General features: G+C 67.8%; 28 protein-coding genes and 1 pseudogene. 15 read left to right on the forward strand and 14 right to left on the reverse strand.

Annotated elements, in window-relative coordinates; translation table 11 throughout:
* Positions 1-15 precede the first annotated feature (15 nt).
* From EDD90_RS23585 to EDD90_RS23605, 5 genes are read right to left on the reverse strand one after another with little or no spacing between them, the layout of a single operon-like run.
* Positions 16-939: a type II secretion system F family protein gene (locus EDD90_RS23585; protein WP_185149194.1), complete on the reverse strand. Its 924-nt coding sequence runs from the start codon at positions 937-939 to the stop codon at positions 16-18.
* Positions 936-1,943, reverse strand: a complete 1,008-nt coding sequence (locus EDD90_RS23590; protein ID WP_123974959.1) for a type II secretion system F family protein — start codon at positions 1,941-1,943, stop codon at positions 936-938. Before EDD90_RS23590 ends, EDD90_RS23585 begins: the two co-directional genes overlap by 4 nt.
* Before the next feature lie 6 nt (positions 1,944-1,949).
* Positions 1,950-3,257, reverse strand: coding sequence for a CpaF family protein (locus EDD90_RS23595; protein ID WP_123974961.1), 1,308 nt, complete (start codon positions 3,255-3,257; stop codon positions 1,950-1,952).
* A complete protein-coding gene (locus EDD90_RS23600; RefSeq protein WP_123974963.1) occupies positions 3,254-4,093 on the reverse strand; it encodes a hypothetical protein in 840 nt (279 codons plus the stop codon). The genes EDD90_RS23595 and EDD90_RS23600 overlap by 4 nt, the downstream gene beginning before the upstream one ends.
* Before the next feature lie 17 nt (positions 4,094-4,110).
* The gene (locus EDD90_RS23605; protein ID WP_123974966.1) at positions 4,111-4,839 is read right to left on the reverse strand and encodes a hypothetical protein; all 729 of its coding nucleotides are present in this window, start codon (positions 4,837-4,839) and stop codon (positions 4,111-4,113) included.
* 472 nt (positions 4,840-5,311) lie between these two features.
* Between EDD90_RS23605 and EDD90_RS23610 the strand changes: the two genes are divergently transcribed.
* On the forward strand, positions 5,312-5,989 hold the full coding sequence (locus EDD90_RS23610; protein WP_123974968.1) for a hypothetical protein: 678 nt from the start codon (positions 5,312-5,314) through the stop codon (positions 5,987-5,989).
* A gap of 11 nt (positions 5,990-6,000) precedes the next feature.
* Here the strand turns inward: EDD90_RS23610 and EDD90_RS23615 are convergent, their stop codons facing one another.
* From EDD90_RS23615 to EDD90_RS23635, 5 genes are read right to left on the reverse strand one after another with little or no spacing between them, the layout of a single operon-like run.
* Positions 6,001-6,600 (reverse strand): hypothetical protein, encoded by a 600-nt coding sequence (locus tag EDD90_RS23615; protein ID WP_123974970.1) that lies wholly within the window; start codon positions 6,598-6,600, stop codon positions 6,001-6,003.
* Positions 6,600-7,238, reverse strand: coding sequence for a hypothetical protein (locus tag EDD90_RS23620; RefSeq protein ID WP_123974972.1), 639 nt, complete (start codon positions 7,236-7,238; stop codon positions 6,600-6,602). Before EDD90_RS23620 ends, EDD90_RS23615 begins: the two co-directional genes overlap by 1 nt.
* Complete coding sequence (locus tag EDD90_RS23625) at positions 7,235-8,032, reverse strand: hypothetical protein (RefSeq protein ID WP_123974973.1); 798 nt, start codon at positions 8,030-8,032, stop codon at positions 7,235-7,237. The genes EDD90_RS23620 and EDD90_RS23625 overlap by 4 nt, the downstream gene beginning before the upstream one ends.
* A gap of 59 nt (positions 8,033-8,091) precedes the next feature.
* Positions 8,092-9,504 carry a hypothetical protein gene (locus tag EDD90_RS23630; RefSeq protein WP_123974975.1) on the reverse strand — a complete coding sequence of 471 codons (1,413 nt, stop codon included), beginning with the start codon at positions 9,502-9,504 and terminating at the stop codon, positions 8,092-8,094.
* Positions 9,501-9,803 carry a hypothetical protein gene (locus EDD90_RS23635; protein WP_185149195.1) on the reverse strand — a complete coding sequence of 101 codons (303 nt, stop codon included), beginning with the start codon at positions 9,801-9,803 and terminating at the stop codon, positions 9,501-9,503. The genes EDD90_RS23630 and EDD90_RS23635 overlap by 4 nt, the downstream gene beginning before the upstream one ends.
* A 500-nt stretch (positions 9,804-10,303) precedes the next feature.
* On the opposite strand from EDD90_RS23635, the gene EDD90_RS23640 reads away from it, so the two are divergent.
* Genes EDD90_RS23640 through EDD90_RS23655 form a run of 4 tightly spaced genes read left to right on the forward strand, consistent with a single transcriptional unit; the run spans position 10,304 to position 13,412 of the window.
* The gene (locus tag EDD90_RS23640) at positions 10,304-10,606 is read left to right on the forward strand and encodes a hypothetical protein (protein ID WP_089099578.1); all 303 of its coding nucleotides are present in this window, start codon (positions 10,304-10,306) and stop codon (positions 10,604-10,606) included.
* A 58-nt stretch (positions 10,607-10,664) separates the two neighbouring features.
* On the forward strand, positions 10,665-11,807 hold the full coding sequence (locus EDD90_RS23645; protein ID WP_311737213.1) for an enoyl-CoA hydratase/isomerase family protein: 1,143 nt from the start codon (positions 10,665-10,667) through the stop codon (positions 11,805-11,807).
* A 9-nt stretch (positions 11,808-11,816) separates the two neighbouring features.
* On the forward strand, positions 11,817-12,485 hold the full coding sequence (locus tag EDD90_RS23650; RefSeq protein ID WP_123974981.1) for a hypothetical protein: 669 nt from the start codon (positions 11,817-11,819) through the stop codon (positions 12,483-12,485).
* Positions 12,486-12,521: 36 nt separating this feature from the next.
* Positions 12,522-13,412: a hypothetical protein gene (locus tag EDD90_RS23655; RefSeq protein ID WP_123974983.1), complete on the forward strand. Its 891-nt coding sequence runs from the start codon at positions 12,522-12,524 to the stop codon at positions 13,410-13,412.
* A 179-nt stretch (positions 13,413-13,591) separates the two neighbouring features.
* Here the strand turns inward: EDD90_RS23655 and EDD90_RS23660 are convergent, their stop codons facing one another.
* The gene (locus EDD90_RS23660) at positions 13,592-13,888 is read right to left on the reverse strand and encodes a GntR family transcriptional regulator (RefSeq protein ID WP_185149196.1); all 297 of its coding nucleotides are present in this window, start codon (positions 13,886-13,888) and stop codon (positions 13,592-13,594) included.
* Positions 13,889-14,046: 158 nt separating this feature from the next.
* Between EDD90_RS23660 and EDD90_RS23665 the strand changes: the two genes are divergently transcribed.
* Both EDD90_RS23665 and EDD90_RS23670 read left to right on the forward strand, forming a co-directional pair.
* A complete protein-coding gene (locus tag EDD90_RS23665; protein WP_123974985.1) occupies positions 14,047-14,394 on the forward strand; it encodes a hypothetical protein in 348 nt (115 codons plus the stop codon).
* On the forward strand, positions 14,394-14,828 hold the full coding sequence (locus EDD90_RS23670; RefSeq protein ID WP_123974986.1) for a hypothetical protein: 435 nt from the start codon (positions 14,394-14,396) through the stop codon (positions 14,826-14,828). The genes EDD90_RS23665 and EDD90_RS23670 overlap by 1 nt, the downstream gene beginning before the upstream one ends.
* 214 nt (positions 14,829-15,042) lie before the next feature.
* On the opposite strand, the gene EDD90_RS23675 is transcribed toward EDD90_RS23670, so the two are convergent.
* Entirely contained in the window at positions 15,043-15,477 is a 435-nt protein-coding gene (locus tag EDD90_RS23675) for a cupin domain-containing protein (RefSeq protein WP_123974988.1), read from the reverse strand.
* A 99-nt stretch (positions 15,478-15,576) separates the two neighbouring features.
* Between EDD90_RS23675 and EDD90_RS23680 the strand changes: the two genes are divergently transcribed.
* A complete protein-coding gene (locus tag EDD90_RS23680) occupies positions 15,577-15,906 on the forward strand; it encodes a hypothetical protein (protein ID WP_123974990.1) in 330 nt (109 codons plus the stop codon).
* On the opposite strand, the pseudogene EDD90_RS57510 reads toward EDD90_RS23680, so the two are convergent.
* A pseudogene (locus tag EDD90_RS57510) lies at positions 15,899-16,084 on the reverse strand (IS630 family transposase); the annotation flags it as partial. The gene EDD90_RS23680 and the pseudogene EDD90_RS57510 sit on opposite strands and share 8 nt — an antisense overlap.
* Before the next feature lie 1,156 nt (positions 16,085-17,240).
* Positions 17,241-17,537: a GntR family transcriptional regulator gene (locus EDD90_RS23690; protein ID WP_185149197.1), complete on the reverse strand. Its 297-nt coding sequence runs from the start codon at positions 17,535-17,537 to the stop codon at positions 17,241-17,243.
* Between the two features lie 158 nt (positions 17,538-17,695).
* Here EDD90_RS23690 and EDD90_RS23695 point away from each other — a divergent pair, with 158 nt between their 5' ends.
* The 7 genes from EDD90_RS23695 to EDD90_RS23725 all read left to right on the forward strand — a co-directional run bounded on the left by EDD90_RS23695 (position 17,696) and on the right by EDD90_RS23725 (position 22,166).
* Positions 17,696-18,043: a hypothetical protein gene (locus EDD90_RS23695; RefSeq protein ID WP_123974992.1), complete on the forward strand. Its 348-nt coding sequence runs from the start codon at positions 17,696-17,698 to the stop codon at positions 18,041-18,043.
* Positions 18,040-18,444 carry a hypothetical protein gene (locus tag EDD90_RS23700; protein WP_260328010.1) on the forward strand — a complete coding sequence of 135 codons (405 nt, stop codon included), beginning with the start codon at positions 18,040-18,042 and terminating at the stop codon, positions 18,442-18,444. The genes EDD90_RS23695 and EDD90_RS23700 overlap by 4 nt, the downstream gene beginning before the upstream one ends.
* Positions 18,445-18,473: 29 nt before the next feature.
* Positions 18,474-18,821: a DUF6247 family protein gene (locus EDD90_RS23705; protein WP_123974994.1), complete on the forward strand. Its 348-nt coding sequence runs from the start codon at positions 18,474-18,476 to the stop codon at positions 18,819-18,821.
* Entirely contained in the window at positions 18,818-19,141 is a 324-nt protein-coding gene (locus EDD90_RS23710) for a hypothetical protein (protein ID WP_123974996.1), read from the forward strand. The genes EDD90_RS23705 and EDD90_RS23710 overlap by 4 nt, the downstream gene beginning before the upstream one ends.
* A 626-nt stretch (positions 19,142-19,767) precedes the next feature.
* Positions 19,768-20,415, forward strand: coding sequence for a hypothetical protein (locus EDD90_RS23715; protein ID WP_123974998.1), 648 nt, complete (start codon positions 19,768-19,770; stop codon positions 20,413-20,415).
* On the forward strand, positions 20,403-21,449 hold the full coding sequence (locus tag EDD90_RS23720; RefSeq protein ID WP_260328011.1) for a hypothetical protein: 1,047 nt from the start codon (positions 20,403-20,405) through the stop codon (positions 21,447-21,449). Before EDD90_RS23715 ends, EDD90_RS23720 begins: the two co-directional genes overlap by 13 nt.
* Before the next feature lie 33 nt (positions 21,450-21,482).
* Positions 21,483-22,166 carry a hypothetical protein gene (locus tag EDD90_RS23725; RefSeq protein ID WP_123975000.1) on the forward strand — a complete coding sequence of 228 codons (684 nt, stop codon included), beginning with the start codon at positions 21,483-21,485 and terminating at the stop codon, positions 22,164-22,166.
* Positions 22,167-22,442: the final 276 nt, after the last annotated feature.

Raw genomic sequence — 22,442 nt, forward strand, 5'->3', positions numbered from 1 at the left:
CCGGAACACAGAACATCAGCCCACCTGGAACACCCGCATCGCCGCCGGGAAGATCAGGAAAACCAGGAAGCCGGCGCACAGCAGCAGCTGGGCGACGAGCATCGACTGGGACTTCTCGCCCGCGCTGCCCTCGATCTCGGCGAGTTCGCGGTGGCGCATGGTCTCGGCGCGGGAGGCGAGGGACTCACGGACCTTGGCGCCGTCGTCCGCGACCAGGGCGAGGGAGGCGGAGAGGTCCTTGAGCTCCTCCACGCCCAGTTCCTCGCCGAGCGCGCCCAGCGCCTGCCACTGGCTGACGCCGGTGATACGGGCGTCGGCGAGGGCGTTGCGGATGCGCTGGTTGGCCCAGCCGTCGGAGACCTCGGCGGCCGCCATCAGGGCCTCGGGCAGGCCGCGGCCGCCGGCGAGGCTCATCGACACCAGGTCGAGGTAGGCCCCGATGACCCGCCTGAGGTCGCGGCGCTTGTCGGCCGCGTCCCGTCGTACCTCCAGGTCGGGGAGGAAGAAGAACAGGGCCGCGCAGACCAGGGCCAGCCAGACCGGGATGACCGGGCTGCGGCCGAAGCCCATCGTGTAGACGACGGCGAACAGGAACGGACCGAAGATCAGGCCGGCCGCGGCGAGCAGCACCTTGGTCGCCAGGAACTTCTCCCAGCTGCGGTCCAGGACGGCGAGGTCGGCGCGGAGCGAACGCTGTTCCCAGCCCTGCTGCCGGTAGAAGTCGGCGACGCGCTCGCCGACTTCGGCGCGCAGCGAGCCGAACCTGCCGGTCTCCCGCGTCTGCCGGGCGGACTCGTACGCGGCACCGCGCGCCCGCATCGCGTCGATCCGGGCGACCTGGGCGACCGCGCTGCGCTTGGCGGGCATCAGGGCGCGGACCAGGGCGTAGACACCCAGGCCCAGGATCACGCCGACGACGATCGGCATCGTGAGACTCATCGGCGTGCCCCTTCCTCGGTGGGCAGCGTCTGCTGACCGGGCTGCCCCGGCTGTCCGGCCTGTCCCGGCTGTCCGGGCGCGGTGCGGGGCGGTCGTACGAACTGCACGGAGGACTGGTCGCGGACCAGGAACCGTTCCGGCGTCTCGATGGTGGACAGCTTGCGCAGCCACCAGAAGCCGAGCGCGAACAGACCGCAGACCAGGGCGAGTACGAGCTGGCCGACGGCGGTGCCGTACGGCGCCACGAACTCCCGGTTGAAGACGGAGAGGCCGAGGACGAACGCGATCGACACGGCGACGACGATCTGCACCGAGCGCCGTGTGGAGGCGCGTTGGGCCATCACGCGCTGGCGCATGTCGACCTCCTCGCGCGCCGACTTGGCCAGCGCGCCCAGTACCTGGCGCAGACCGGGGCCGCGGAGGCGGGCGTTGAGGATGAGCGCGGCCACGATGATGTCGGCCGAGGCGTCGTTGATCTCGTCGGCGAGGTGCTGGAGCGCGTCGGGCAGCGGGGTGCGGGAGCGCAGCCGGTCGACGAGGGCGTCGAGGTGCGGCCGCAGGATCGGTGCCGCGGCCCGTGCCGAGGCGGGGATGGCCTGCTCCAGGCCGACCGCTCCGGCGATCGTGTCGCGCAGCGACTCGGTCCAGGAGGCGAGGGCCTCCACCCGCTTCATCGCGGCGCGTTCCTCGGCGGCGCCGCCGAACAGCTTGTCCCAGAAGAAGACGAGGACACCGGCGGCGACACCGGCCACCGCCCAGCGGGTCAGCAGCAGTACGGCGAGGCCGATGATGGCCGCGAGGGAGCCGCGCTGGCCGGCGAACCGGATGAGCTCGGCGGCCCGTTCGTTGGCCTTCTGCTTCTCGTGGTCGGGCTTGGCGGGCAGGCCGCGGATCGCCAGGACCAGCAGCGCGAGTCCGCCGCCGACGGCGAGTCCGCAGCCGAGGGCGTAGAGGACCGAGGTGGAGAAGAGCCCGCCCATGGAGCCCAGGGAGTCCAGGTTCATGTCACGTCACCCCCAGGACCCGTGCGGCTGGTAGCCGTAGGCCATCAGGTCCTCCAGGCAGGCTATGGGCGCATGCGGTACGACCCGGCCGTCGTGTGCCTCCGCGAACACCTCGCTGGACAGCACCCGGCCGTCGACGCCGTTGACCTCGCGGACCGAGGTGACCACGCGCTGGAGACGGCCGCCGGTCTGGTAGTTGTTGCGCCGCTGGATGAAGACGACGAAGTTCACCGCGCCCGCGATCAGCATCTGGCTGGCCTCGATGGGCAGCCGCTCGGAGGCCTGGAGCGCGTAGGTGGAAATACGGTTGAACACTTCGCTGGAGCTGTTGGCGTGGATCGTGGACAGCGAACCGTCGTTGCCCTGCGACATCGCGTTCAGCATGGTCACGATCTCGTCGCCGAGGACCTCGCCGACGATGACCCGGGAGGGGTTCATGCGGAGCGACCGGCGGACCAACTCGGCCATGGCGATGGCGCCCTGGCCCTCCGAGTTGGGCAACCGCTCCTCGAACGCGACCACGTTGGGGTGCAGGTCGTGGAAGGTGTCGAGCCCGAGCTCCAGCGCCCGTTCGACGGTGATGAGCCGCTCGTGCGGCGGGATCTCGTTGGCGAGCGCACGGAGCAGGGTCGTCTTACCGGCGTTCGTCGCACCCGCGATCATGATGTTCTTGCGGGCGCGGACCGCGCAGGCCATGAAGTGCGCGACCTCGGGCGTCAGCGTGCCGTTGCCGACCAGGTCGGAGATGAAGACCTTGCCCATGCGGGCACGCCGGATGGAGAGCGCGGGGCGCCGGGTCACGTCCATGACGGCCGACAGCCGCGATCCGTCGGGCAGCCGCAGGTCGAGCTGCGGGTTGGCGGAGTCGAACGGGCGGGACGACAGTCCCGAGTACGCACCGAGCACCTGGATGAGCTCGATGAGCTCCTCGTCGGTCTCGGCGACGGGATCCCCCTTGACCTCCCGTCCGTCGCTGTAGCCGACGAAGACCTGGTCGCTCCCGTTGATGTCGATGTTCTCGACGTCCGGGTTGTCGAGCAGCGGCTGCAGCCGCCCCACGCCGAACAGCGCCGCGTGCACGGCGGCGGCGTACTGCTCCTCGGTCTCCGCGTCGAGCGGGGTGCGCCCGGCGTTGATCTCCGCGCGGGCGTACTCCTCCAGGATCTGGGCTATGACCGCGCGGGCGTACTGCCGTTCGTCCTCGGTGGACATCGGCGTCACACCGGACGCCTGGTCCTGCCGGCGCTGCTCGGCGATCCGGTCGCCGGCGTCCTGCCGGAACCGCTTGACCAACTGGTGGTCGACAGCCGTCATCGGCCGGCCCCCGCGTGGGGCGCCTGCGTGGGTACGGTCCAGGAGGCGCCGTACTGCTGGTGGAGGTCGGCGGTGACCTTGCGGGCCGAGCGGATGAGCAGGGACTTGTCGAGGCGCCCGCGCTTGCGGCCGGCCAACTGGTCGGCTCCGGCGGGGTCGTCGGCGATGGTGCCGACCACGCGGGCACCCGTCTGGGCATGTACGAGCATGTCGTTGACCTGGTTGACCAGCTTGCCGGAGCTCGACGGGTCGGCGATCAGGACGACACCGATCAGCGGGGTCGCGAGGGCGGCGGCACCGCGCGGACCGCCGTGCAGCTTCTGCGCGAGGGCACCGGCACGGTCCCGGACCCGGGCGAGCGCCTCCGGCTCGGTGCGCGAGACGAGGAGGACGAGCGCCGCGTGCGGGAACAGCTCCACGGCCGGGGTGTCGCCGCTGATCCGGCCGCAGTCGGCGATGACGTCGGCGGGGGCGTTCGGAGAGTCGGCGAGGGCCGCGAAGGCGTGCCCGAGGGTGGGCCACAGCCCCGCGAGACCGGCGGCGTGCTCGGCGATCCCGAGCCCGACCAGCACCTCGAGCCCGCCGCTCAACGGCTGGACGTGGTCCCAGAGTTGGTCGGGTACGAGCCCTCGCCGCGCCGTGGCGGCGATGGACAGCATGCCGGTGTTGGGGTTGAGCGGTCCGCCGTGCGCGGCGGCACTGCGGTAGACGAGGTCGCCGCCGGCCGGGTCGGCCTCGGCGAGCAGGACCCGGCGCGGCCAGACCGCGGCCAGCGCGACGGCCGCGGTGGTGACGCCGGGGGAACCCTTGTCGGCGGCGATTGCGATGAGCGCCATGGGGTGGAGGCCGCCTTCTAGTTGCCGTTGCCGGGTACGAGGACGAGGGCGACCGAGCCGGTCGCGGCGGCCTGGGCCAGCGCGGCGGCGGCGTCACTGTTCACGGTGAGTGTGACGGCCAGGTTGGTGCTGCTGACGAAGTCGCTGCTGCTCTTGCCGTCCGGCACATAGCTGACCTTGGCCTGGCCGACGATCGGGGAGTTGCCGCCGGACGAGGAGGTACCGGAGGAACTGCCGGTGGTCGTGGAGCCGTTGCTGCTGACGCGGTAGGCGGCGACGACGTCACCCACCTTCAGCCCGGCCGGGTACTGGCCCTCCTTGAGAGAGAGGCCGACGGTGGCCTTGCCGGCGGCGAGCGTGGAGCCGCTGCCGAACATCTCGCCGACGGCGACGGCACCGGCGGGGATGGTGCTGACCGCCTTCAGCTTCTTCAGGGCGTCCAGCTGGGACCACTTGATGTAGTGGATGCTGTCGTCGTCCGCGACCAGCACGGAGGTCACGTCGTCCTTGGTCACCGAGGCCCCGGCGGGGATCTCCTGGGTGATCTTGATGACCTCGATCCGGTTGCCGGCCTGCAGCACGAGCGTCGTCGCACCGAGCGCACCGAGCAGGATCAGCAGCACCGCGAGCGCCGCCAGCGCGGGCTTGCGCTCCCGGGGGGCGGTGGGAAGCCGGTCACCGGCCGAAGGCTGAGCCGGACCGGCGGAACGACCGGCGCCCGCCCCCGTACGCTCCTGGATCTTCACGCAACCGCTCCCCGTTACACCCAAGACATTGTCTGTCAAGAACTCTGAAACTCTGTCAACGCTTTGAAAGCGGACACTCCACACCAACCACCCCGACTCGGCCGAATACTCGGCCGTGGGGCGAGTGTCAAGCGATCGCACCGTATCAGCCGCACATAAGCCCCTCAAGGCGCGCCCGGACACCTTGACCTCACCGACATCGGCGTTGCGATCTGCAACGCCGGTGACCTGTGCGGCGGTTGGGGATACGGGGACGCGGCGGCGAGCCGGACTGTGCGGCGGCGAATCCCGAACTCCCCGCCCGCGCACGGTCCACGCCCGCGACCGTCACCATGCACCCATGAGGCCTGCACGAATTGCTCACGCCGTTCCGCCCGACACACGTCGCGGTCGTCGCCCGGCGCGCGCGAGCGCGCGATGACAGCGCCGGCTGAGTAGAATCACCCGGTCGGGTGAATGTTCATTGCCGTGAATGACGTGGGGGCGCCAGACCGTGATCGAGCCGTCGTACCGCCAGTACTGGAAGCCTCCCGAGAGCGAGGAGCTCGTGACGCGCGGCAGGGTGTCCTTCGCGACGGGGGCCGCGGGATGGGTCGAGGGCCGGCGCTGGTTCCGGGATCCGGAACGGCGGGACATTCAGGGGGAGTTGGCCGGATGGCCGGCGGGGCCGTCGTATCGTCGGCGCTCCTGGTTCGAACGGTTCGTGCGGGACGGCATGGTGGAAGTATTCGCCCTCCTGCTCACCCTCGTCTTCGGACTGCTCGGAGGCAGCCCGGGCCGGTCCGAGGAGCTCGGCAGGAGTGAGGACCCGGAAAACGAGGAGAAGGACTTCCCGGTGCTGTGGGCGGCCCCCGGCACGATCGCCCGCACGCTCCCCTGGCAACTGGACCCGGCCCGCTGTCCCGACACGGACGTGACGGAGCTGGTCCTGACCGACCGCCGGCTGCTGGTCGTCGGGGGGCTGAAGGATCCCAGGAACCCCTGGGAGGAGGTCCTCTGGGAGACGGACCGGAGCGCGGTCGCCGCGATCGAACGGCGCCCGTTCTCCAAGGGCGGGCACGACTTCACCGTCACCTTCACGGACGGCTCCTGGTGCCGTCTGACGTCGCTGGAGGGTGGGTCCCTGCTTCGCCGGCTGACGGCAGCCTGAAGAAGACACGGTTAGACCGTGACCCGGACGGTCTCCGCCAGTTCGTCGGTCAGCTCGCACAAGACGTCCGTGCCGGCCTGGGCCTGCCAGGACGTGAGCAGGACGAGCGCCCACTTCTCGTCGGCACGGATGCCGTACGCACAGGTCTCCAGCACCGTCCCCAGCCCGTCCCGGCCGACGTCCTGGACGTACGCGTGCCGCACTCGCACCGCCGGTCCCACGGGGAGGGTACGGAGTTCAGCCTCGGGCGGGCGGTAGGAGACGGGTGTGGGGGCGGCCAGATAGCGCTGGAGCAGTTCGACGGTCATCGTCGGATACGTGTCGTCGGTGAGCAGCGCGGAGAGCTCGATGCGGGCGAGTTCCCCGAGGCGCGGCTCGGGGACGTACGACAGCGCGGTGATCGGGCCGCGTTCACGGGAGTCGGCGGCGGCTTCGCGGAGTTCGGCGGCGAGGGCGCCGAGCAGCTTCGGCTCGTCGCCGTCATCCGGGCCGACGAGCCGCCGGGCGGCCTCCGCAGCCCAGGCGGCCAGGTCGACGGACGTTCGAACGGGCAGCGCGACGGCGTCCTCCGGGGTCCGCAGATGAACCGTGGCAGCGGCGAACTCGGGCATCAGGCCATCCATTGCAGGGTGCGGGCGACGGAGTCGAACAGCGTGACCAGGGCCTCCACAAGCGGCTCCAGCGGTGGCGCCGTCGGCGTGGAGAAGGAGAGCAGCAGCCGCTGATCGCTGTGCGGGACGGCGAGGTAGACGTCCAGATGAGCGACGGCGAGCTTGTTGCCGTCGGGGTCGTCGGGGGCGGGCCGACGCAAGTAGCGGTGGCGTACGGCGGGTCCGGCGGGGAGGTCGACGAGCGCGACGGCGTCGTTGTCGGCAGCGTGAAGGGCGAGGGAGCGGGCGATGTCGGCGAGGTCGCCGGGCTCGGTGCCGGGTGAGGGCCGCAGTACCGTCACGACCAGACCGGCGGAGACGGGGACCTGGCCGAGGACCTGCTGGACGAAGTACATCTCCACACCGCCGTTGGCCTGCGCGGCCTCGGCCTGCGCCCGCATCCGCTCCGCGAGCGCGGCCTCCAGCTGCGGCGTGGCCTGCGTACGCCGCAGCCCCCGCTTGACCAGCTTGTCGATGCGATGCGTCCAACGCTCCGGACTGTCGAGCACGATCCGCTCCCATCCGTCGGGGACGGCGAGGCGGTAGTCGGAGGGGGGTGGGGTGGGGGTGGTGGCGCGGGCTTTCGTGCCGTCGGTCATACGTCCACCCCGCCCGGCCCGCCGGCCCGGTTGCTCCGCCTCGAGCGCCAGGGGATCAGGGCGACAGCGGCCACTGGCGCGAGGACGAGAACGACGGCGGCCCCCAGGCAGAGATAGTCGATGACGCCGTTGTCGAGGTCCGACCTGTGTCCGAGGAACGGCCGGTAGTGTCCGGCGGGATCGACCACCGCCTGCGTCCTCGTGCCGACCATGGTTACGTCCGTGCACCACTTGTCGTTGTCGAACACCTGCCGGATCGCCCCGTCAGGGAGCTTGACGCGGCAGTACAGAGTGGTCACGCCGTGCGATCCCCGGTCGACGGCCTTGGCGTACGTGACGGTGGTCTCCTGGCCGCGGACCTGGAGATACCACCTGTCGGCTTGCTGGGATCCCAGCCAGACCAGCACGACGTAGGCGGCCACGACCAGCCCCCGTAGGACGGGACCACCACGCCGCAAAGGGGCGGACACTGCCGTCCAGATCACAGCCATGCCCCAGACCAGGCCGACGAACACCGCGTACCTGCCGATGAGATACGTGGACGCCAGGCAGACGGCAACACCCACGAGGGCGATCAGCGGCAGCCGGATCCAGGGCCAGGCACGGGCGGGATCATCCGACGGCTTTCCGCCGTCGATGTCCAGGATGCGCCGCACGCGCCGCGTATGGCCGTCCTCCTCGGCGATCCGCCGCAGCTCCGGCAGCCCCAGCCCGACTTCCTCAAAAGTGCGTTGCTTGGCCGGCGAAAGCCCGGCGAACAGTTCGTCGACGGTCCGACCGTCTTTGCCTGCCACGTTCTCTCTACTCTCCTCGCCCTCACGGGCCTCGCGGTGGTCCGGTCCCGTCCGGCGACTCAGCCTCCGGCGACCTTCAGGTGCCCGTTGTAGAAGGGGATTCCATTCGCACCCCAGCCGTCCGTGTGCTTCAGGCCGTCGAAGACGTTGGGCTCCAGCCAGGTCGGCTCCCAACTGTGCATGGGGGCCACGTTCAGGACGCCCGCGGCAGTCGGCAGGATCTGGCTCGTCTGGTAGAGGACGTTCCGTGCCTGGGCCACGGTCTTGAATTCGGAGCCGGCGAGACCGCCCAGTTTGGGAAGTGCGCCCTTGGCGAGGATCCCGTCGTCCGGAGCCGTCTTCGTGATGGCCTCGCGGATGTCGTTGTAGTACGCCTTGAAGTCGAGGGAGTCCTTGACGATCGACCGCATCTTGGGGAGGACGCTGTTCGGGCCCTTAGCCAGCGCCTCACCGATCTTGCCCGCTTTCACACCCGTGAGTGCCTCGGCGCTCTCACCGGCCAGTTTCGCGTCCACCCCCAGATCCCGCAGGGTGAGCAACTGCCGCAGGGCGGCCGATCCACGGGCGGCGGTGGCCGCCTCCTTCGCGGCCGTGCCCAGGATCCGCCCGGCGCCGAAGGACAGCACGCCGACCACATCGATGGCGACGTCCAGCCAGGTGCCCTTGCCGTCCAGGGCGGAGACGGTGTCGCAAACGAGGGCGACCACGGAAGCGATCAGGGCCAGCCCCACGATGAGCTCACCGAAGATAGGGACGGCGCCGAACACGAGCGCCAGGACGCAGAGCACGCCGGCGACCGCCCCCGCCCAGTGCCCGATCTCGGCAACCCAGTCCTTCCAGTTGTCCCACCAGTGGTGCTTGGGATCCTTCAGCCCGTCGTGGTCGACGGCGTCCCGGATGGCCTTGGCGGCGTAACCGGCCTGGGTGTCCCGGTAGTCGAGCGCGGCCCGCAACTCCCGCTTCGCGGCGTCGAGATCCCCGTCCGAGGCTTCCTTCTGCCGCTTCAGCTTCTGCTTGTCGGGGTGGTTGTCATCGCTGGAGGGATGCTGATCGATCTGCTTCTGGTAGTTGCTGCTGTCAGCGTCGGCCGCGGCGGCCTTCTTCAGCGCTGAACGAACCCGATTCTGGGCATGGTTGAGAGCGGTGGCCCAATTCTCACGCACCTGATCGGCGATGGGCTCGTACGGCACGGAGGAACCGAGCGCCGCCCCCGCCGCCGCGTACCGCTGATGCGACTGACTGAGCAGCTTGACGGTGTCCCCGGTCTTCGCGGTGAATGCCTTCCCGGCGTCCGATTCCCACCCGTTCCCGTCGACGAGGTTGTTCAGCTTCCCGGCCTGCTCCTCTATGAGCTTGGCGGTGTCGGAGATCCGCTTGCCGAGTCGGGCCACCTCGTACGGATCCCCCGGCGTGAACTCCTTGTCGTCGTACCGAGCCGTCTGCCAGTCGACCCCGGAGAAGTCGTCGCTCATTTGTCCCCCGGCTGCGCCTTGAGCAACGCGTCGGCGAGATGCTGATCGACCCCGTCGTAGGCCTTGGCCGCCTCGCCTGCGGTCTTCCCGAGAAACTCCAGCCCGTCGCAGAGCTGCTTGCGCTTCTTCTTCCAGTCGTCCGCGAAGTCGCCGAGCGCACCGGCCACATCACCGGACCCGATCTCGGAGCCGTACGAGTCGACGAGATCCTTCGCATGTTCAAAGTTGGACTTCAACTTCGCGACCGACCGGCTTATCTCCCGCAACTCGCTCGTGGACACCTTGACGTGATCCGCCACCACTACCCCCGTGAAACGCCTACCTACTCAGCCGCCCCGCGAGACATGGAGGGCCACGGTCACTGTGTGTCGAGGGTTTTGGGGGCTGCAACCAACGGACCGCAAAGGGAGCCCCAAGGAGGGGGCGGTACCCAGCAGGTCGTACAGGGCATCCACGCCATGCCCGCGCAATCTTCACAACGCCCGTGCGGCTGGCCCGGGGCGAGGGAAGGCTCCCCACCCACACCGGGGGTACCGCCCCTGAAGGACTCTCGGAATACCCCACAATCACCACATTCACAGCGAAGTCAGCGGTGGCGAAACCCGGGATCTCACGGATACCGTTTGCACTCTTGACCAACTTCATTCTCACGGGGGAGTCACAGTGAAGCGCCGCACCTTGCCCGTTTCCGACGAGCAGGACGTGACCGTGAAGGAAATCCAGGCGGTCAACCGCTGATGAGACGCGAGCGGCCCGCGGAGTCCCGGCTCCGGGCCGCCCAAGGAGACCGGAATCCGACATGAGTGACCTGCGCCTCGAAGACACGATCTTCCAGGACCTGAAGAAGACCTTCTCGTCCATCAGCGACCGCATGGAGACAACCCGCCGCACGCTCCGCAGCGCCGACGCTTCAGCAGTCGGCGAGAAGCAACTCGTCGAAGACGTCCAGGACTTCGCCGACGACTGGGGTTATGGCATCAAGCAACTCGGCAAGCACACCCAGGGTGCCGTAAAAATGATCAACAAGATCGGGGAGAGCTTCGGCAAGCTCGACCTGGACCTGGCCGAGTCGCTCAAGGCTCCGCAGCAGAAGGGCAAGTGACGTGGCTGGGCAACGGCCTGCCTTCCCCCACATAGGCTGGGATCCCACGCCGGGAAGCGTGGAGGACACCCGGGACCTCGCCAAGCAGCTCGGCAAGCTGGCCGGCGAGTTGGGTACGGCGCTCGGCGAGCTGGACCGCATCGAGACAGGTGCCTGGAAGGGCAAGACCGCGATCGCTTTCAGCGAGTACGTCGGCCAAGACGTCACCCCTCTCATCCGCAAGAGCCACGAGTCCTTCGACAAGGCATCCCGCGCGCTGCACCGCTGGGCCGACGACCTCCAGGGCTTCCAGGACAGGGCGGACCGGCTGGAGAAGACCGCCGGGGACAAACTCGATGCCAAGGCCGAGGCCGAAGGGAAGGCCGCCGGCAAAGGCAGCGACGAACTCGCCAAAGCCTCCAGCGCCGTGGACGGAGTCATCCAGAAGGTCCACGAGCTGGAGGAGGACTACCGGGTGGCCGCCCGCCAGGTCAGCAAGGAGCTGGACAAGGCCGGCGACATCGCTCCCGATGAGCCTGGCTTCTGGGACAAACTGGGCAATGGCATCGAGAATGCCTGGGACGCCACCGGCGACTGGATCAAGGATCACGCGGACGTCTTCAAGGCGATCGGCGACCTCCTCAGCCTGGCGAGCGGCGTGCTGGGACTCCTCGCCATCATCACCGCCCCCTTCGAACCCATCGGTGCCATTTTCGCCGCCGCAGCGATGATCACGAGCGGCGCAGCCCTGCTGACCCATCTCGTCGCCAAAGCAGCTGGCGCGGACGTCAGTTGGACCGAGATCGGATTCGACGCACTCGGTGTCCTGCCCGGCGTCAAGGGCCTCACAGGCAGCGCCGAACTCGCGAAGGGCGCCAACGCGGCCGCGCGGGCCGCCGAACTCGGCGAGGGCTACCGTGGCGTGACCAGCGTCGGGAAGGCACTCGTTCTCTTCGGCCCCATCAAAGCCGTGCCCATGGTGAAACTGGGTGAAGGCGGCAGCCGACTGACCTTGGCAGTCGAGAGCGGTTTGCAGAATATTCGCAAGGGACAGTGGCTCGGTACCCAGGGCATCAACATGGTATCGAATTTGAAGTTCATCAAGGGCGCCGACGCAATCGCCCCCATAGGTAAGGCAGGCCGTATCATCGACGGCTCGATCAAGGGCGCTCTCGATGCCTACAAGGTGCACACTGTCGCAAAAAATGACTTTGGGGGCTGAGTGCCGTTCATGGACACCCTCGAAACACTCCAGGACCTGACGATAGAGGGCGCTGTACTGCCCCCGATGGCCTTCCGACTGCCCCACGGCATGCACGCGATCGAGGTTTCACTCGACGCCGACGAGCGGACACAGGCGGCGCACCAACTTGTCCGCGAGATCTATCCGCGTGGCGAAGTGCCCCTGTGGGAAACCATGGGCTCGCTGTACAGCGCCATGGCCGATCAGATGCTCGCGAGCGGAGTCGGTTTCTTCGGTATCGGACTCTACGGACTCGAGGACGACGGAGGCGTGGCACACTGCTCGCTCACCATCGCGGTCTTGGAGTCGGGTGAGACGGATCAGGAGGTCGTCGCACACGGAATCCAGTCACTGTTGCTGCGGGACCCACTGCGTGAGGTGACCTGGCTGGACCTCCCGTGCGGGCCCGCGGTCTGCGGAGTCACCTTCCAGAAACTTGTCGTGGACGGCGGATACACGAAGTCCGGCCAGGACGAGGAACTCGTCATGGGGCAAATCCAGGTGCACGTCCCCTTCGCAACTGGTCCTTATACCGCTGTGTTTACCCTGGACACGGCTTCCATAGAACAGTGGGAGGAGTTCGCGCACGCCGTCGCGGGAATCGTCGGCTCGGTGGAATTCCCTCCCTCGACCGATGCCGCCGGTCTCCCTGACTGACCGAATTGTGTTCCTCCGTGGAGAGATGACGTACTGATGGACTGGTACCCCGAGGCCGACGAAGATCTACTGATCAGGACCGCGGCCAAATTCGCCACCGGCATCTCACCCGCAGTCGCCGGATCCCGCTGGTTCCGAGATCTCGATCGCAACGACATCCAGCAGGAGCTGCAGGACTGGCCTGTGGGTCCGAGCTACGCCCTGCGTACGACCGGGGACCGCGTCGCACGACGCACCGGCCGTGCCTTCGCGGTCGGGATTCCACTGATCGCCAACATCATCGCGAACATCGGCGGGGCCGCCGGCTCACCTTTCGGCGATGTACCCGTGCGAGGAAGGCCGGAGGAACCGGAGAACGAGGTCGAGGACTTTCCGGTCATGTGGGCCGCGCCCGACACCCTGGCGCGGACCGTGCCCTGGCAACTCGATCCAGCGCGCCGCCCCAAGGGCTACGCCACCGACCTCGCCCTCACGAGTCGGCGCCTGCTCTTCCTCGGCACCAAAACCGGCACACTGGACAAGGCCGATGTACTCGCGGAATTCCCTCGCGATTCACTCGCCGGAGCGAGGCGGATGACATACAGCGACGCTGAAGCAGACGTGCGGCTGAGCTTCGCGGACCAGTCCTGGATCCGCCTGTTCACCGGCAATCCCGACAGCGCCGAGCGCCTGTGCCAACTACTTTCCGGAACCGTCCACACCGTCTCCGAAAGCGAGTTGTCCCCCGGCCAGAGTGCCCGGCTGACGCGGTTCCTCACCGAACTCCCCGACCGATCCCAACCCCCGGTCATCACTCGGCTCCGGAGCGGGATTGTCATGGTGGAGGTGAGCGTCCCCTCGAAGGCAGCCAGGGACGTTCATGAGACCCACTCCATTCTCATGGGTCCCTCCGGAGAAGCAGCGGCACCTAAACCTGGCGATCTGTAGCAGAGAACATCCCCGAAGGCGCGACAGCAACGTCACTGAGCGCGCACATTGCGTTGCGTGAAGCAGGTGCTGCCGTTCCCCCGGGGGCACCCGACCGTACTGTGTCGTGCCCCGGCGGCGAGTGGCCGACGGGACTCAAAAACAGCCGAAGAGACCGTGCGACACAACGCGCGGCCTCTTCAGGTGTTCGATCCGTGCTCTTCCGGTGCGTCAACAGTTGGCCGTTCGACGACGAAGGATCCCTTGCCGCGCACTGTAACAATCAGGCCGCGCTCGCGCAGTTCCTGTGCGGCACGGCGTGCAGTCAGACGTGCCACGCCGTACTCGTCGGCAAGGTGGTTTTCGGAGGGGATGGGCCTGTCCGGCGCCAAGTCTCCAGATGCGATCTTCCCGGCGATGACGTCGGCCAGCTGAACGTAAAGCGGTCTGGCGCTCATCGGGTCCAGCGGGGTCATCGGCTCTTCCGTATCGCTCATACGTCCAACGTAGAGCGGTAGTGACCTGCACGATCGTGCGGATCCCTCTGCACTTGTATGTAGAGGGATGCATCCCGGTGTAGCGTCGAAGACGACAGACCCCGGCGAGGTGGCTAGACCTCCCGGGGCATGGCCAACGCTGCGCTAGGAGCGTCGACGTGCACGACCTTATCCCCCGCGCCCTCCAATGGCTGCGCCTCCTCTTCGCCCCCGGCACCGGGAAACGGCGCCGTCGGCCTCACCGGCCTCCATTCCCCCACCTGCACCTCACCCTCGTACGCTGCCCCCTCACCGCCGAGCCTCCGCGCCTCCCCAGCCACCGGTCGCCGTACGGCCTGGCCACCCTTCTCGACGGCGCCGAGTCCGCCCTTGCCCGCCCCTACCTCACCGCCCACGAGCGCGAGGCCGCTCTCCAGCAGCGCCGTCGCCTCGCCCTCGTACTCGCCGCCGACTTCGGTATCGACCTCGACCGGCACGTGATCGGCGCACCGGAGGTGACCGCGTGATGGAACAGGCAGACAGCCGCGCAAGCGGTACCGCAAGCAGCCATCCGCACGCCCCGGCCTTCCCCCGCCTCCTTCCCTGGCTCACCCCTGAAGGCAAGCCGTGCTACCTGGTCACGGACAGCAACGGCGGGCACCTCTCCCGCCTCGCCGACGACCTGGAGGCAGCCCAGCTCGCTGCTGGCACCGACGTCCTCGTCCGCGCCCGCCGGGTGCTGGACGACCCGATGTCGCCGTACACCGAGGTCCGCTACGCCGGCATCCGGCTCGCCGAGTGCCTCAATGACGTGCTGCGCGTCGCCGAGTCCCGAGGCATACGCTTGGTCGCACCGGACGATGAGGAGAACCACGAAGGCATGCACAGGCGGGCAACCCGGAACGCGGGAAGCGGACTTTGGTCGTCACCACGAGGCGTCGGAGGAGTGCCCCGGTCCTGACCACCCACGCCGCCGAACCGACACCCACCGTCCACCCCTGACTGCCGCACTCCAACTCCTCGCCCCTGTCCACTACCGCTCCCGCCCCACCCTGCGCGTCTTCAAGCTCGACGCGCAGGGCGGGTGGCCGGACACATACAGAGCGGACTCGGTGTCCCCGCCGAGTCCGCCGCGTGCTGCACGATCGGCCAAGCTCCCCACGTCGCGGGTGTGATCAGGCGCGAGGCGCGCGACGGTCCTTCCGCTCCTCGAGTTCCTCCGCGCTGACCGGGATGAGCATCGGCTGGCCGGGGGCGCAGAACATCGTCACGACGAACTGGGACTCAGCGTCGGTCAGGGCGTTGCCGTCCTGGTAGTGGATGACGTCGCCGCCCGGCTCCCAGAAGGTCTCGCCGGCCTTGAGGACGCGCGCCGGCTCGCCCTCCAGTTCGAAAACCATCGAGCCCTTGATGACATAGCCGTAAGCCGGGCCGGAGTGACGGTGCGGCGGGGCGCCCTCACAGCCCGGCGGGAGGGTGACGAGGAGGGTCATCGCCTCGGCGCCGTCGGGGATCTGCCGTGCGTTGGGTACGGAGCCGATCATTTCGATCTGGGGCGGCGGTGTGGTCGAGTTGGGGTTCTCGATGTGGTGCGAGTGTTCGGCACTCATGGGAAACCTCACCATTTGTAGATGGTCAAGAACTTCTTTCTTTGCTTGAGACAAAGTGGCGTCGCGATATGTGACAGCTCTCGCCACCGTCGGATGGAGATGACGGTCCGTGACGTGGACACCGGTCGTCGAACCCGACGGCTGGACCGGGCGGTCGTACCCGGCTGGCAGGCGGACCGGATCCTGGCGGTCGACCAGGACCTGGGCAGGTCGGGGTCGAGTGCGGTGGCCCGCACCGGCTTGCAGCAGCCGGACACCGAGATCGGGCTGGATCACGTCCGTCTCGTGGCGGGAATCGAGATGGCCCGTCCGCCCCGCCCCGGCAGGGACAGCCACCTGCACCTGAAAACGGGCACCCACCACCTCGACGGCACCACGACCCTTGCTCTCCCCGCACCCGACCTTGTTGGCGTGGTGTCGTCACAGTGAGGCCGGTCTCGGCGGGGCATCCGATGATGAGGTTGCTGCGGTACCGGATCTGGCGGAGGCCGTGTCGGAGTGTGCTGATGATGTGGTCGGGGTCGGTGAAGGCGGTGTTGGTCTGGCTGCTGCGTCGTAGCAGGGACCGGATGCCCTCGACGGGGTTGAGGTCTGGCGCGTAGGCCGGGTGCCGTCTGACCTCCTTGGAGGGTGAGGCCCTGCTTCACCGGCTGACGGCAGCCTGAAGGAGAGGGAGACACACCGGTGGGTGGATCGGCCAGGCCCAGACGCCCGAAGGCCGCGCCGGCCGCGTTGCGGTACCGGGAGGGCGACAAGAAGAAGGCGAAGAGGAGCATGGACGGATTCGTCGGCTGCCTCGGCTTTCTGGTGGTGGCGGGCGGAATCGTTCTGCTGGCCCTGATCGACGAGTACTGGGGCGACAACACCTGGCGCTGGGCGGCACGGAACTGGCCGGGCGGGGCGTACGCCTTCGCGGTGTGTCTCGGTTTGACGGCCCCGGTCCTGTTCGCCGTCTACCTCCGGGCGATGGACGGCACGGGTGGCAGGTCCTGGAAGGCCCGCCCGGTCCGCGCGCTGGACTCCACCGCGCTCGCCGTCCTGGCGGCGGCCCCGCTCGTCCCCTTCCTCTCCTCGCCTTCAACGCGGTCGACGACGGCAAGGGCAAGCACCGCTCGGGCCCGCCGAGTTGGGTGTTCGCCCACGACCACTGGTTGTGGTCGTCGGCGAATTCACCCAGTGCGCCGGCCACATCACCGGACCCGATCTCGGAGCCGTATGAGTCGACGAGATCCTTCGTATGTTCAAAGTTGGACTTCAACTTCGCGACAGACCGGCTTATCTCCCGCAACTCGCTCGTGGACACGATCCGCCACTGCTACCCCCGTGAAACGCCTACCTACTCAGGGGCCCCGCGAGACACGGAGGGCCACGGTCACTGTGTGTCGGGCGTTTTGGGGGCTACAACCAACGGACCGCAAAGGGAGCCCCAAGGAGGGGGGTGCCCAGCAGGCCGTACAGGGCATCCACGCTGTGCCCGCGCAATCTTCACAACGCCCGTGCGGGCCAGCCTGGAGCGGTGAAACGCCACCCCACCATCACAGTGCCCCCGCACGGGGACCTCAAATGCCCTCCACCGCGCAGGGCTGACGCGATTCCCAGCCAGCCTCCCCAACCGATCTCAGTCCCCAGTCACCACTCGACTGCGGAGCTGGATCGCCATGGCGGAGGTGAGTGTCCCCCTCGAAACAGCCAAGGACGCTCTTGAGACTCACTCCAACATCATGAATCCCTCCGGAGAAGGAGCGACACAGGGCGCGGCTTCTTCAGGTGTTCGGTTCACTCTCTCCCGGTGCACCAAAAGCTGGCTGTTCAACTACGAAGGATCCCTTGCCACGCACTGTGACGATCAAGCCGCGCTCGCGCAGTTCCTGTGCGGCACGGCGTGCAGTCAGACGTGCCACGCCGTACTCGTCGGCAAGGTGGTTTTCGGAGGGGATGGGCCTGTCGGGCGCCAGATCTCCAGACGCGATCTTCCCGGCGATGACGTCGGCCAGCTGAACGTAAAGCGGTCTGGCGCTCATCGGGTCCAGCGGGGTCATCGGTTCTTCCGTATCGCTCATACGTCCAACGTAGAGCGGTAGTGACCTGCACGATCGTGCGGATCCCTCTGCACTTGTATGTAGAGGGATGCATCCCGGTGTAGCGTCGAAGACGACAGACCCCGGCGAGGTGGCTAGACCTCCCGGGGCATGGCCAACGCTGCGCTAGGAGCGTCGACGTGCACGACCTTATCCCCCGCGCCCTCCAATGGCTGCGCCTCCTCTTCGCCCCCGGCACCGGGAAACGGCGCCGTCGGCCTCACCGGCCGCCCTTCCCTCACCTGCACCTCACCCTCCTGCGCTGCCCCCTCACCGCCGAGCGCCCACACCTCCCCAGCCACCGGTCGCCGTACGGCCTGGCCACCCTCCTCGACGGCGCCGAGTCCGCCCTCGCCCGCCCCTACCTCACCACCCACGAGCGCGAGGCCGCCCTCCAGCAGCGCCGCCGCCTCGCCCTCGTACTCGCCGCCGACTTCGGTATCGACCTCGACCGGCACGTGATCGGCGCGCCGGAGGTGGCCGCGTGACGGAACAGGCAGACGGCCACGCAAGCGGCACCGTGAACAGCCATCCGAACGCCCCAGCCGCCCTCCGTCTCCTTCCCTGGCCCACCCCCGAAGGCAAGCCCTGCTACTTGGTCACCGACAACAACGGCGGCTACCTCTCCCACCTCGCCGACGACCTGGAGGCCGCCCAGCTCGCAACCGGCGCCGACGTCCTCGACCGTGCCCGCCGGGTGCTGGACGACCCGATGTCGCCGCACGCCGAGGTCCGCTACGCCGGCATCCGCCTCGCCGAGTGCCTCACCGACGCGCTGCGCGTCGCCGAGTCCCGGGGCATGCGCCTGGTCGTACCGGACCGGGACGAGGAGGACGATGGCATCCACGGGCAGGCCGCGCGCAACGCAAGGAGCGGACTATGGTCGTAACCACGACGCGTCGAAGGAGTTCATCGGTCATGACCGCCCACGCCGCCGAACCGACACCGACCGTCCCGCCCATGCCGGAGCGCACCCCTAAGGCCCTGCGCGAGGCGATCGCGCGGCACGCCCCCCAGCTGCTTGCCGACTTCGACGCGCACTGGAAGAGGGCGATCGCCGACACCTATGACATCGGGCCCCTGCCCGCATTCCTGGCTCGCTGGTGGGTCGAATACGCGATCGCACGTGATCCGGAGCTGGACGCCCACGTGACCGACCTCCACCGCCGAGCGGAGGAGGCCACCGACCACTCCGTGGCCAAGGCACTCCTCGAAGAGGTGTCGGAGATCCGTCACGGCGCACGGGAGCTGGAGCCCGGTCGGTGACAGACGCGTTCATGGGGCCGCCCTGGCAGATGGACTGGCGGCTCGACGCTCTGGCACGCCTTGACGCGCTGCCCGAGCACGTACAGAAAAAGGTCGCCGAAGCCCGCGCCGAACTGGTCACCGCGAGGGATCCCTACTTCCGGGGGATCGATGCCGATGCCGGCCTTCCGGAGACCATGTACGTCGAACCCGTCAGGTCCACCGACCCCAAGGGGCCGCGGATTCTGTACTTCGACAACCACCGGGGCTGGTTGGTCTACGCCTTCATCCCGCGGGACGAGGACCCGCAGATCACTGTGGTGGAGGTCTTCTGGCAGTGAGCCGAAGCCGAGCACACCGGTGGCGGCAGAGGACCGCCGGGTGATGGGCGTGGAGCGGGCGGTCTCTCGAGGGCTCGCTCGCTCCACGCGTTTCTGCGGCCCGTTCGCGGTAGATCAAGACCAGCAAGGTACAGCGAACCGAGCCAAGCTGCGGTTCCGGTCGGTCGAGCGGGACTTCAGGCGGTTCCTTGGTACAGCCCCGGCGGGATACATACGCAGCGCTTCGTAGAGCTGCTCCTCCTGCCATTTCATGTGCTCGCCCGCGCCCTTCGGATGGTTCTCTGAGTGACGACCTGTCAGCCCGCACCGAGATGGGCGCCCCCAAGTCCGTCGGCCTGGGCGTTCGGCGTCTGAGACCGCATGCACGAGTCTCTCGGCTGTGACCGCCAGAAGCCCTCACGCTGATCCCCTACAACACTCGGCGGACACGACCGCCACACCTTGCCCCTTCGCCGCCGCGACAGCACGCCCCACGCAAGGACACAATCCGGACACAGAGCACAACAGTTGGCACACCTTGGGTCAGAATTTTCCCTCATGTCCCGCGGGTTCGCGCTGGCGAAACCGCGAACCTCACGGATAGCGTCTACATCCTTGACGAGCTTCATTCTCACGGGGAGTCCACAGTGAAGCGTCGCACCTTGCCCGCCGCTGCCGCACTCGCCGCCGCAGGTCTGCTACTGACGGCTTGCGGCGGCGGAGACGGGGACACCAAAGGCAACGACAAGATCGCCGGGGCCGGCGACGGAAACACGAAGGTGTCAGCTTCGCCGACAGCGAGCAGCGCAGCCGACAGGCCAAAAATCACGCTGCCAAATGATCTGACCGACACCTTCGACAGTTGGAAGACCGGGGACACGGCCAAGGACGCAGTCCTCGGAGACGTGGCTGAGCGGATCAACGCGACCAACTACGCCATCACACAGGGCGATCCCGAGGCCTCTGCACTCAACTTCTACTACCGCGGCGGTGCCCTGGCAGACGCCAAGGACTGGGTCGAGTCGATCGCGAAGGACGGCTACTCGATCACCGGCATCAACCGGTACTACAACGCAAAGATCGACGTTTTCGACTCGTCGTCGGCGGGTGTCGTTTACTGCGAGGACCAGAGCAAAGCCTTCGCCAAGGTTCGCAAGTCCGGCAAGATCCTCAAGACCGCAGTAACCAATGACTCTTACGTCATTTACACAACACGGCTCGAAAAGAACAAGCAAGGCGTATGGCAGACGACAAAGCTCACTTCGGAGAGGGGGAGCAAGTCGTGCACGCCGTAACAGGCAGCAGCCGATACATCATGGCGGGCCTGCTGGCAGGATCTCTTGTTCTGACCGCCGCAGGAACGGCGTCGGCGACATGGCCGCCGAGCGAAGGCTCTCAGGGCAACACCAAGCAGAGCGGGAGCAGTTCCAGCGCCGGCACGCTCGTTTCCAGGGTGACCTATTCCGGTTCGGTGCGCTCGCGCAACAGCAGTACTGCCGTGCAGCCCGTCACCGACTGGACCCCGCCCGCATGCTGGTACGAGCCCCGCTCGGCGGCGGAGTTCAAGGACTACGTCGAGACGATGTACACGGAGACGATCAACGCTCCGGGCCAAGCCAATTATGCCAAGGAATCCGTCGGTCAATTCCGTGACATCTACAAGGACGGCAAGTACAAGAACTACAACGAGGACAAGGCCGACGAGGGAAACTGGTGGGTCGCGGTCCAGAACCCCGACCGCGTGGACGACCCTGCCAGCTGGGAATGCAGCGACCTCCCCTTTTGGGTGGCAAACAACGACGACCCCGGAGTCCCTCAAGCCGTCACTCCCAAGATCCTGGCCGAAGCCGCTTACGACGCGATTCAGCTCCCCGACACGAAGGTGACGCTCGCCCCGGCAGACATCACCAAGGTCAACCTCGCCACCTGGGCCTGGCTGGACAAGGCCGAGTTCAAGAGCGTCTCGGTCACCGCGTCACTCAATGCCGGCGGCCTCAACATCCAGGCGACGACCACAGCCAAGCCCATCTCGCTGAGGCTCGAACCGGGCACTGATGACGCCGAAACCATTCCTGCTTCCGGCGTTTGCACCATGAATGCCGACGACTCCATCGGCGAGCCGTACGCCAAGGGCAAGTCCGATCAGACCCCGCCCTGCGGAATCAAGTACCTGCGCTCGTCCGGCAACGGCGCATACCACCTGAAGGCGACCATCACCTGGCAGATCAGCTGGTCGGGAACCGGGGGCGCGGGCGACGATCTGCCGGACGGCACCTTCGGGACGACCCAGGACATCAAGGTCCAGGAAGCCCAAGCCGTCAACCGCTGAGAGGATTCTTCTCCGCCCGTGCGCAGGAAGACCATGGCCGAGCGCGTAAAGCGCCATTTCGGCGTTCCCGCGGACGCTGCCGCATGGTGCAGGATCGGCAAGATCCCGACACCTCCTAAGGAGATACACCAGGCCGCAGGCGACGGGCCGCTACGGCCCGCCCTCATCCGCCCGCTGGGCGCGCTCGGCATGCTACTGGGCGGGCTCTTCTACCCTCTGCTGATGCTTCTCATCTACCTCTCGGTGCTGGAGGAGAAGATGGACCGGCTGCTGGGCCCGGACTCGGAGCGAGTCAGAGAGCGAGCCAAGGATCGCGCGACCAAGGAGGGAAGGGCCGCCCTCCGCGCTCACGGCCTCGACCAGGTATTCGACGGCAACTGGAGCGGGTCAGCCGGCCAGTTCCTGCTCCGCTGGTACAGCCGCTCGTCACACCACAACCGACTCCTCGTCCTGACTCAGGACCGCATCATCCTCGCGGCACCTCCCAAGCGCGTCTCCATACGGCAGGAGGCGCAGACACAGGTCGTCGCCGAAATTCCGTTCACGGAAGCGGCGGTCGAGGATCCCCTCGTCGGACAGTATGCAAGCGACCGGCTGCGCATCCGGTTCAGCGACGACTCTTGGCTCACAGTCATCACCGAGGAGACACCCAGTGAGGTGCACACGTATGTGATGCGGCACTCCAGGCTGGGCAGCCGACCGCACACCGGCCACTGACCAGGCAAGAAGCCTCGGGTTCCCATCCATCGCAACGAGTGGGCCATGGCGTCACTCAGGTACAGCAGAACACGGCCGCGGGTGCACTTCGCCCAGCCCCTCAGGTCTTTCGCGGGGCCTTGCCGTCCAACTCGCATCCTGCCGCGCGAGGCCGCTCGCGGAGTTCCGTCGCAGTGTTCTTCGCCCAGCTCTTGATGTCGTCCGACGGATCGAACGAAAGCGGAACCCAGTCCCTCAGACAGACGATGCCGCACGTCTCGATGTCACTCCTGGGTG

This window comes from Streptomyces sp. Ag109_O5-1, assembly GCF_003814875.1.
Taxonomy (GTDB): domain Bacteria; phylum Actinomycetota; class Actinomycetes; order Streptomycetales; family Streptomycetaceae; genus Streptomyces; species Streptomyces sasae.

Bases quoted from the DNA above. Each gene is read 5' to 3' on its own strand.
- EDD90_RS23585 (WP_185149194.1), bottom strand. From the start codon at position 939: ATGAGTCTCACGATGCCGATCGTCGTCGGCGTGATCCTGGGCCTGGGT.
- EDD90_RS23590 (WP_123974959.1), bottom strand. From the start codon at position 1,943: ATGAACCTGGACTCCCTGGGCTCCATGGGCGGGCTCTTCTCCACCTCG.
- EDD90_RS23595 (WP_123974961.1), bottom strand. From the start codon at position 3,257: ATGACGGCTGTCGACCACCAGTTGGTCAAGCGGTTCCGGCAGGACGCC.
- EDD90_RS23600 (WP_123974963.1), bottom strand. From the start codon at position 4,093: ATGGCGCTCATCGCAATCGCCGCCGACAAGGGTTCCCCCGGCGTCACC.
- EDD90_RS23610 (WP_123974968.1), top strand. From the start codon at position 5,312: ATGACGTGGGGGCGCCAGACCGTGATCGAGCCGTCGTACCGCCAGTAC.
- EDD90_RS23615 (WP_123974970.1), bottom strand. From the start codon at position 6,600: ATGCCCGAGTTCGCCGCTGCCACGGTTCATCTGCGGACCCCGGAGGAC.
- EDD90_RS23620 (WP_123974972.1), bottom strand. From the start codon at position 7,238: ATGACCGACGGCACGAAAGCCCGCGCCACCACCCCCACCCCACCCCCC.
- EDD90_RS23630 (WP_123974975.1), bottom strand. From the start codon at position 9,504: ATGAGCGACGACTTCTCCGGGGTCGACTGGCAGACGGCTCGGTACGAC.
- EDD90_RS23640 (WP_089099578.1), top strand. From the start codon at position 10,304: ATGAGTGACCTGCGCCTCGAAGACACGATCTTCCAGGACCTGAAGAAG.
- EDD90_RS23650 (WP_123974981.1), top strand. From the start codon at position 11,817: ATGGACACCCTCGAAACACTCCAGGACCTGACGATAGAGGGCGCTGTA.
- EDD90_RS23655 (WP_123974983.1), top strand. From the start codon at position 12,522: ATGGACTGGTACCCCGAGGCCGACGAAGATCTACTGATCAGGACCGCG.
- EDD90_RS23660 (WP_185149196.1), bottom strand. From the start codon at position 13,888: ATGAGCGATACGGAAGAGCCGATGACCCCGCTGGACCCGATGAGCGCC.
- EDD90_RS23670 (WP_123974986.1), top strand. From the start codon at position 14,394: ATGGAACAGGCAGACAGCCGCGCAAGCGGTACCGCAAGCAGCCATCCG.
- EDD90_RS23675 (WP_123974988.1), bottom strand. From the start codon at position 15,477: ATGAGTGCCGAACACTCGCACCACATCGAGAACCCCAACTCGACCACA.
- EDD90_RS23680 (WP_123974990.1), top strand. From the start codon at position 15,577: ATGACGGTCCGTGACGTGGACACCGGTCGTCGAACCCGACGGCTGGAC.
- EDD90_RS23690 (WP_185149197.1), bottom strand. From the start codon at position 17,537: ATGAGCGATACGGAAGAACCGATGACCCCGCTGGACCCGATGAGCGCC.
- EDD90_RS23705 (WP_123974994.1), top strand. From the start codon at position 18,474: ATGACCGCCCACGCCGCCGAACCGACACCGACCGTCCCGCCCATGCCG.
- EDD90_RS23725 (WP_123975000.1), top strand. From the start codon at position 21,483: ATGGCCGAGCGCGTAAAGCGCCATTTCGGCGTTCCCGCGGACGCTGCC.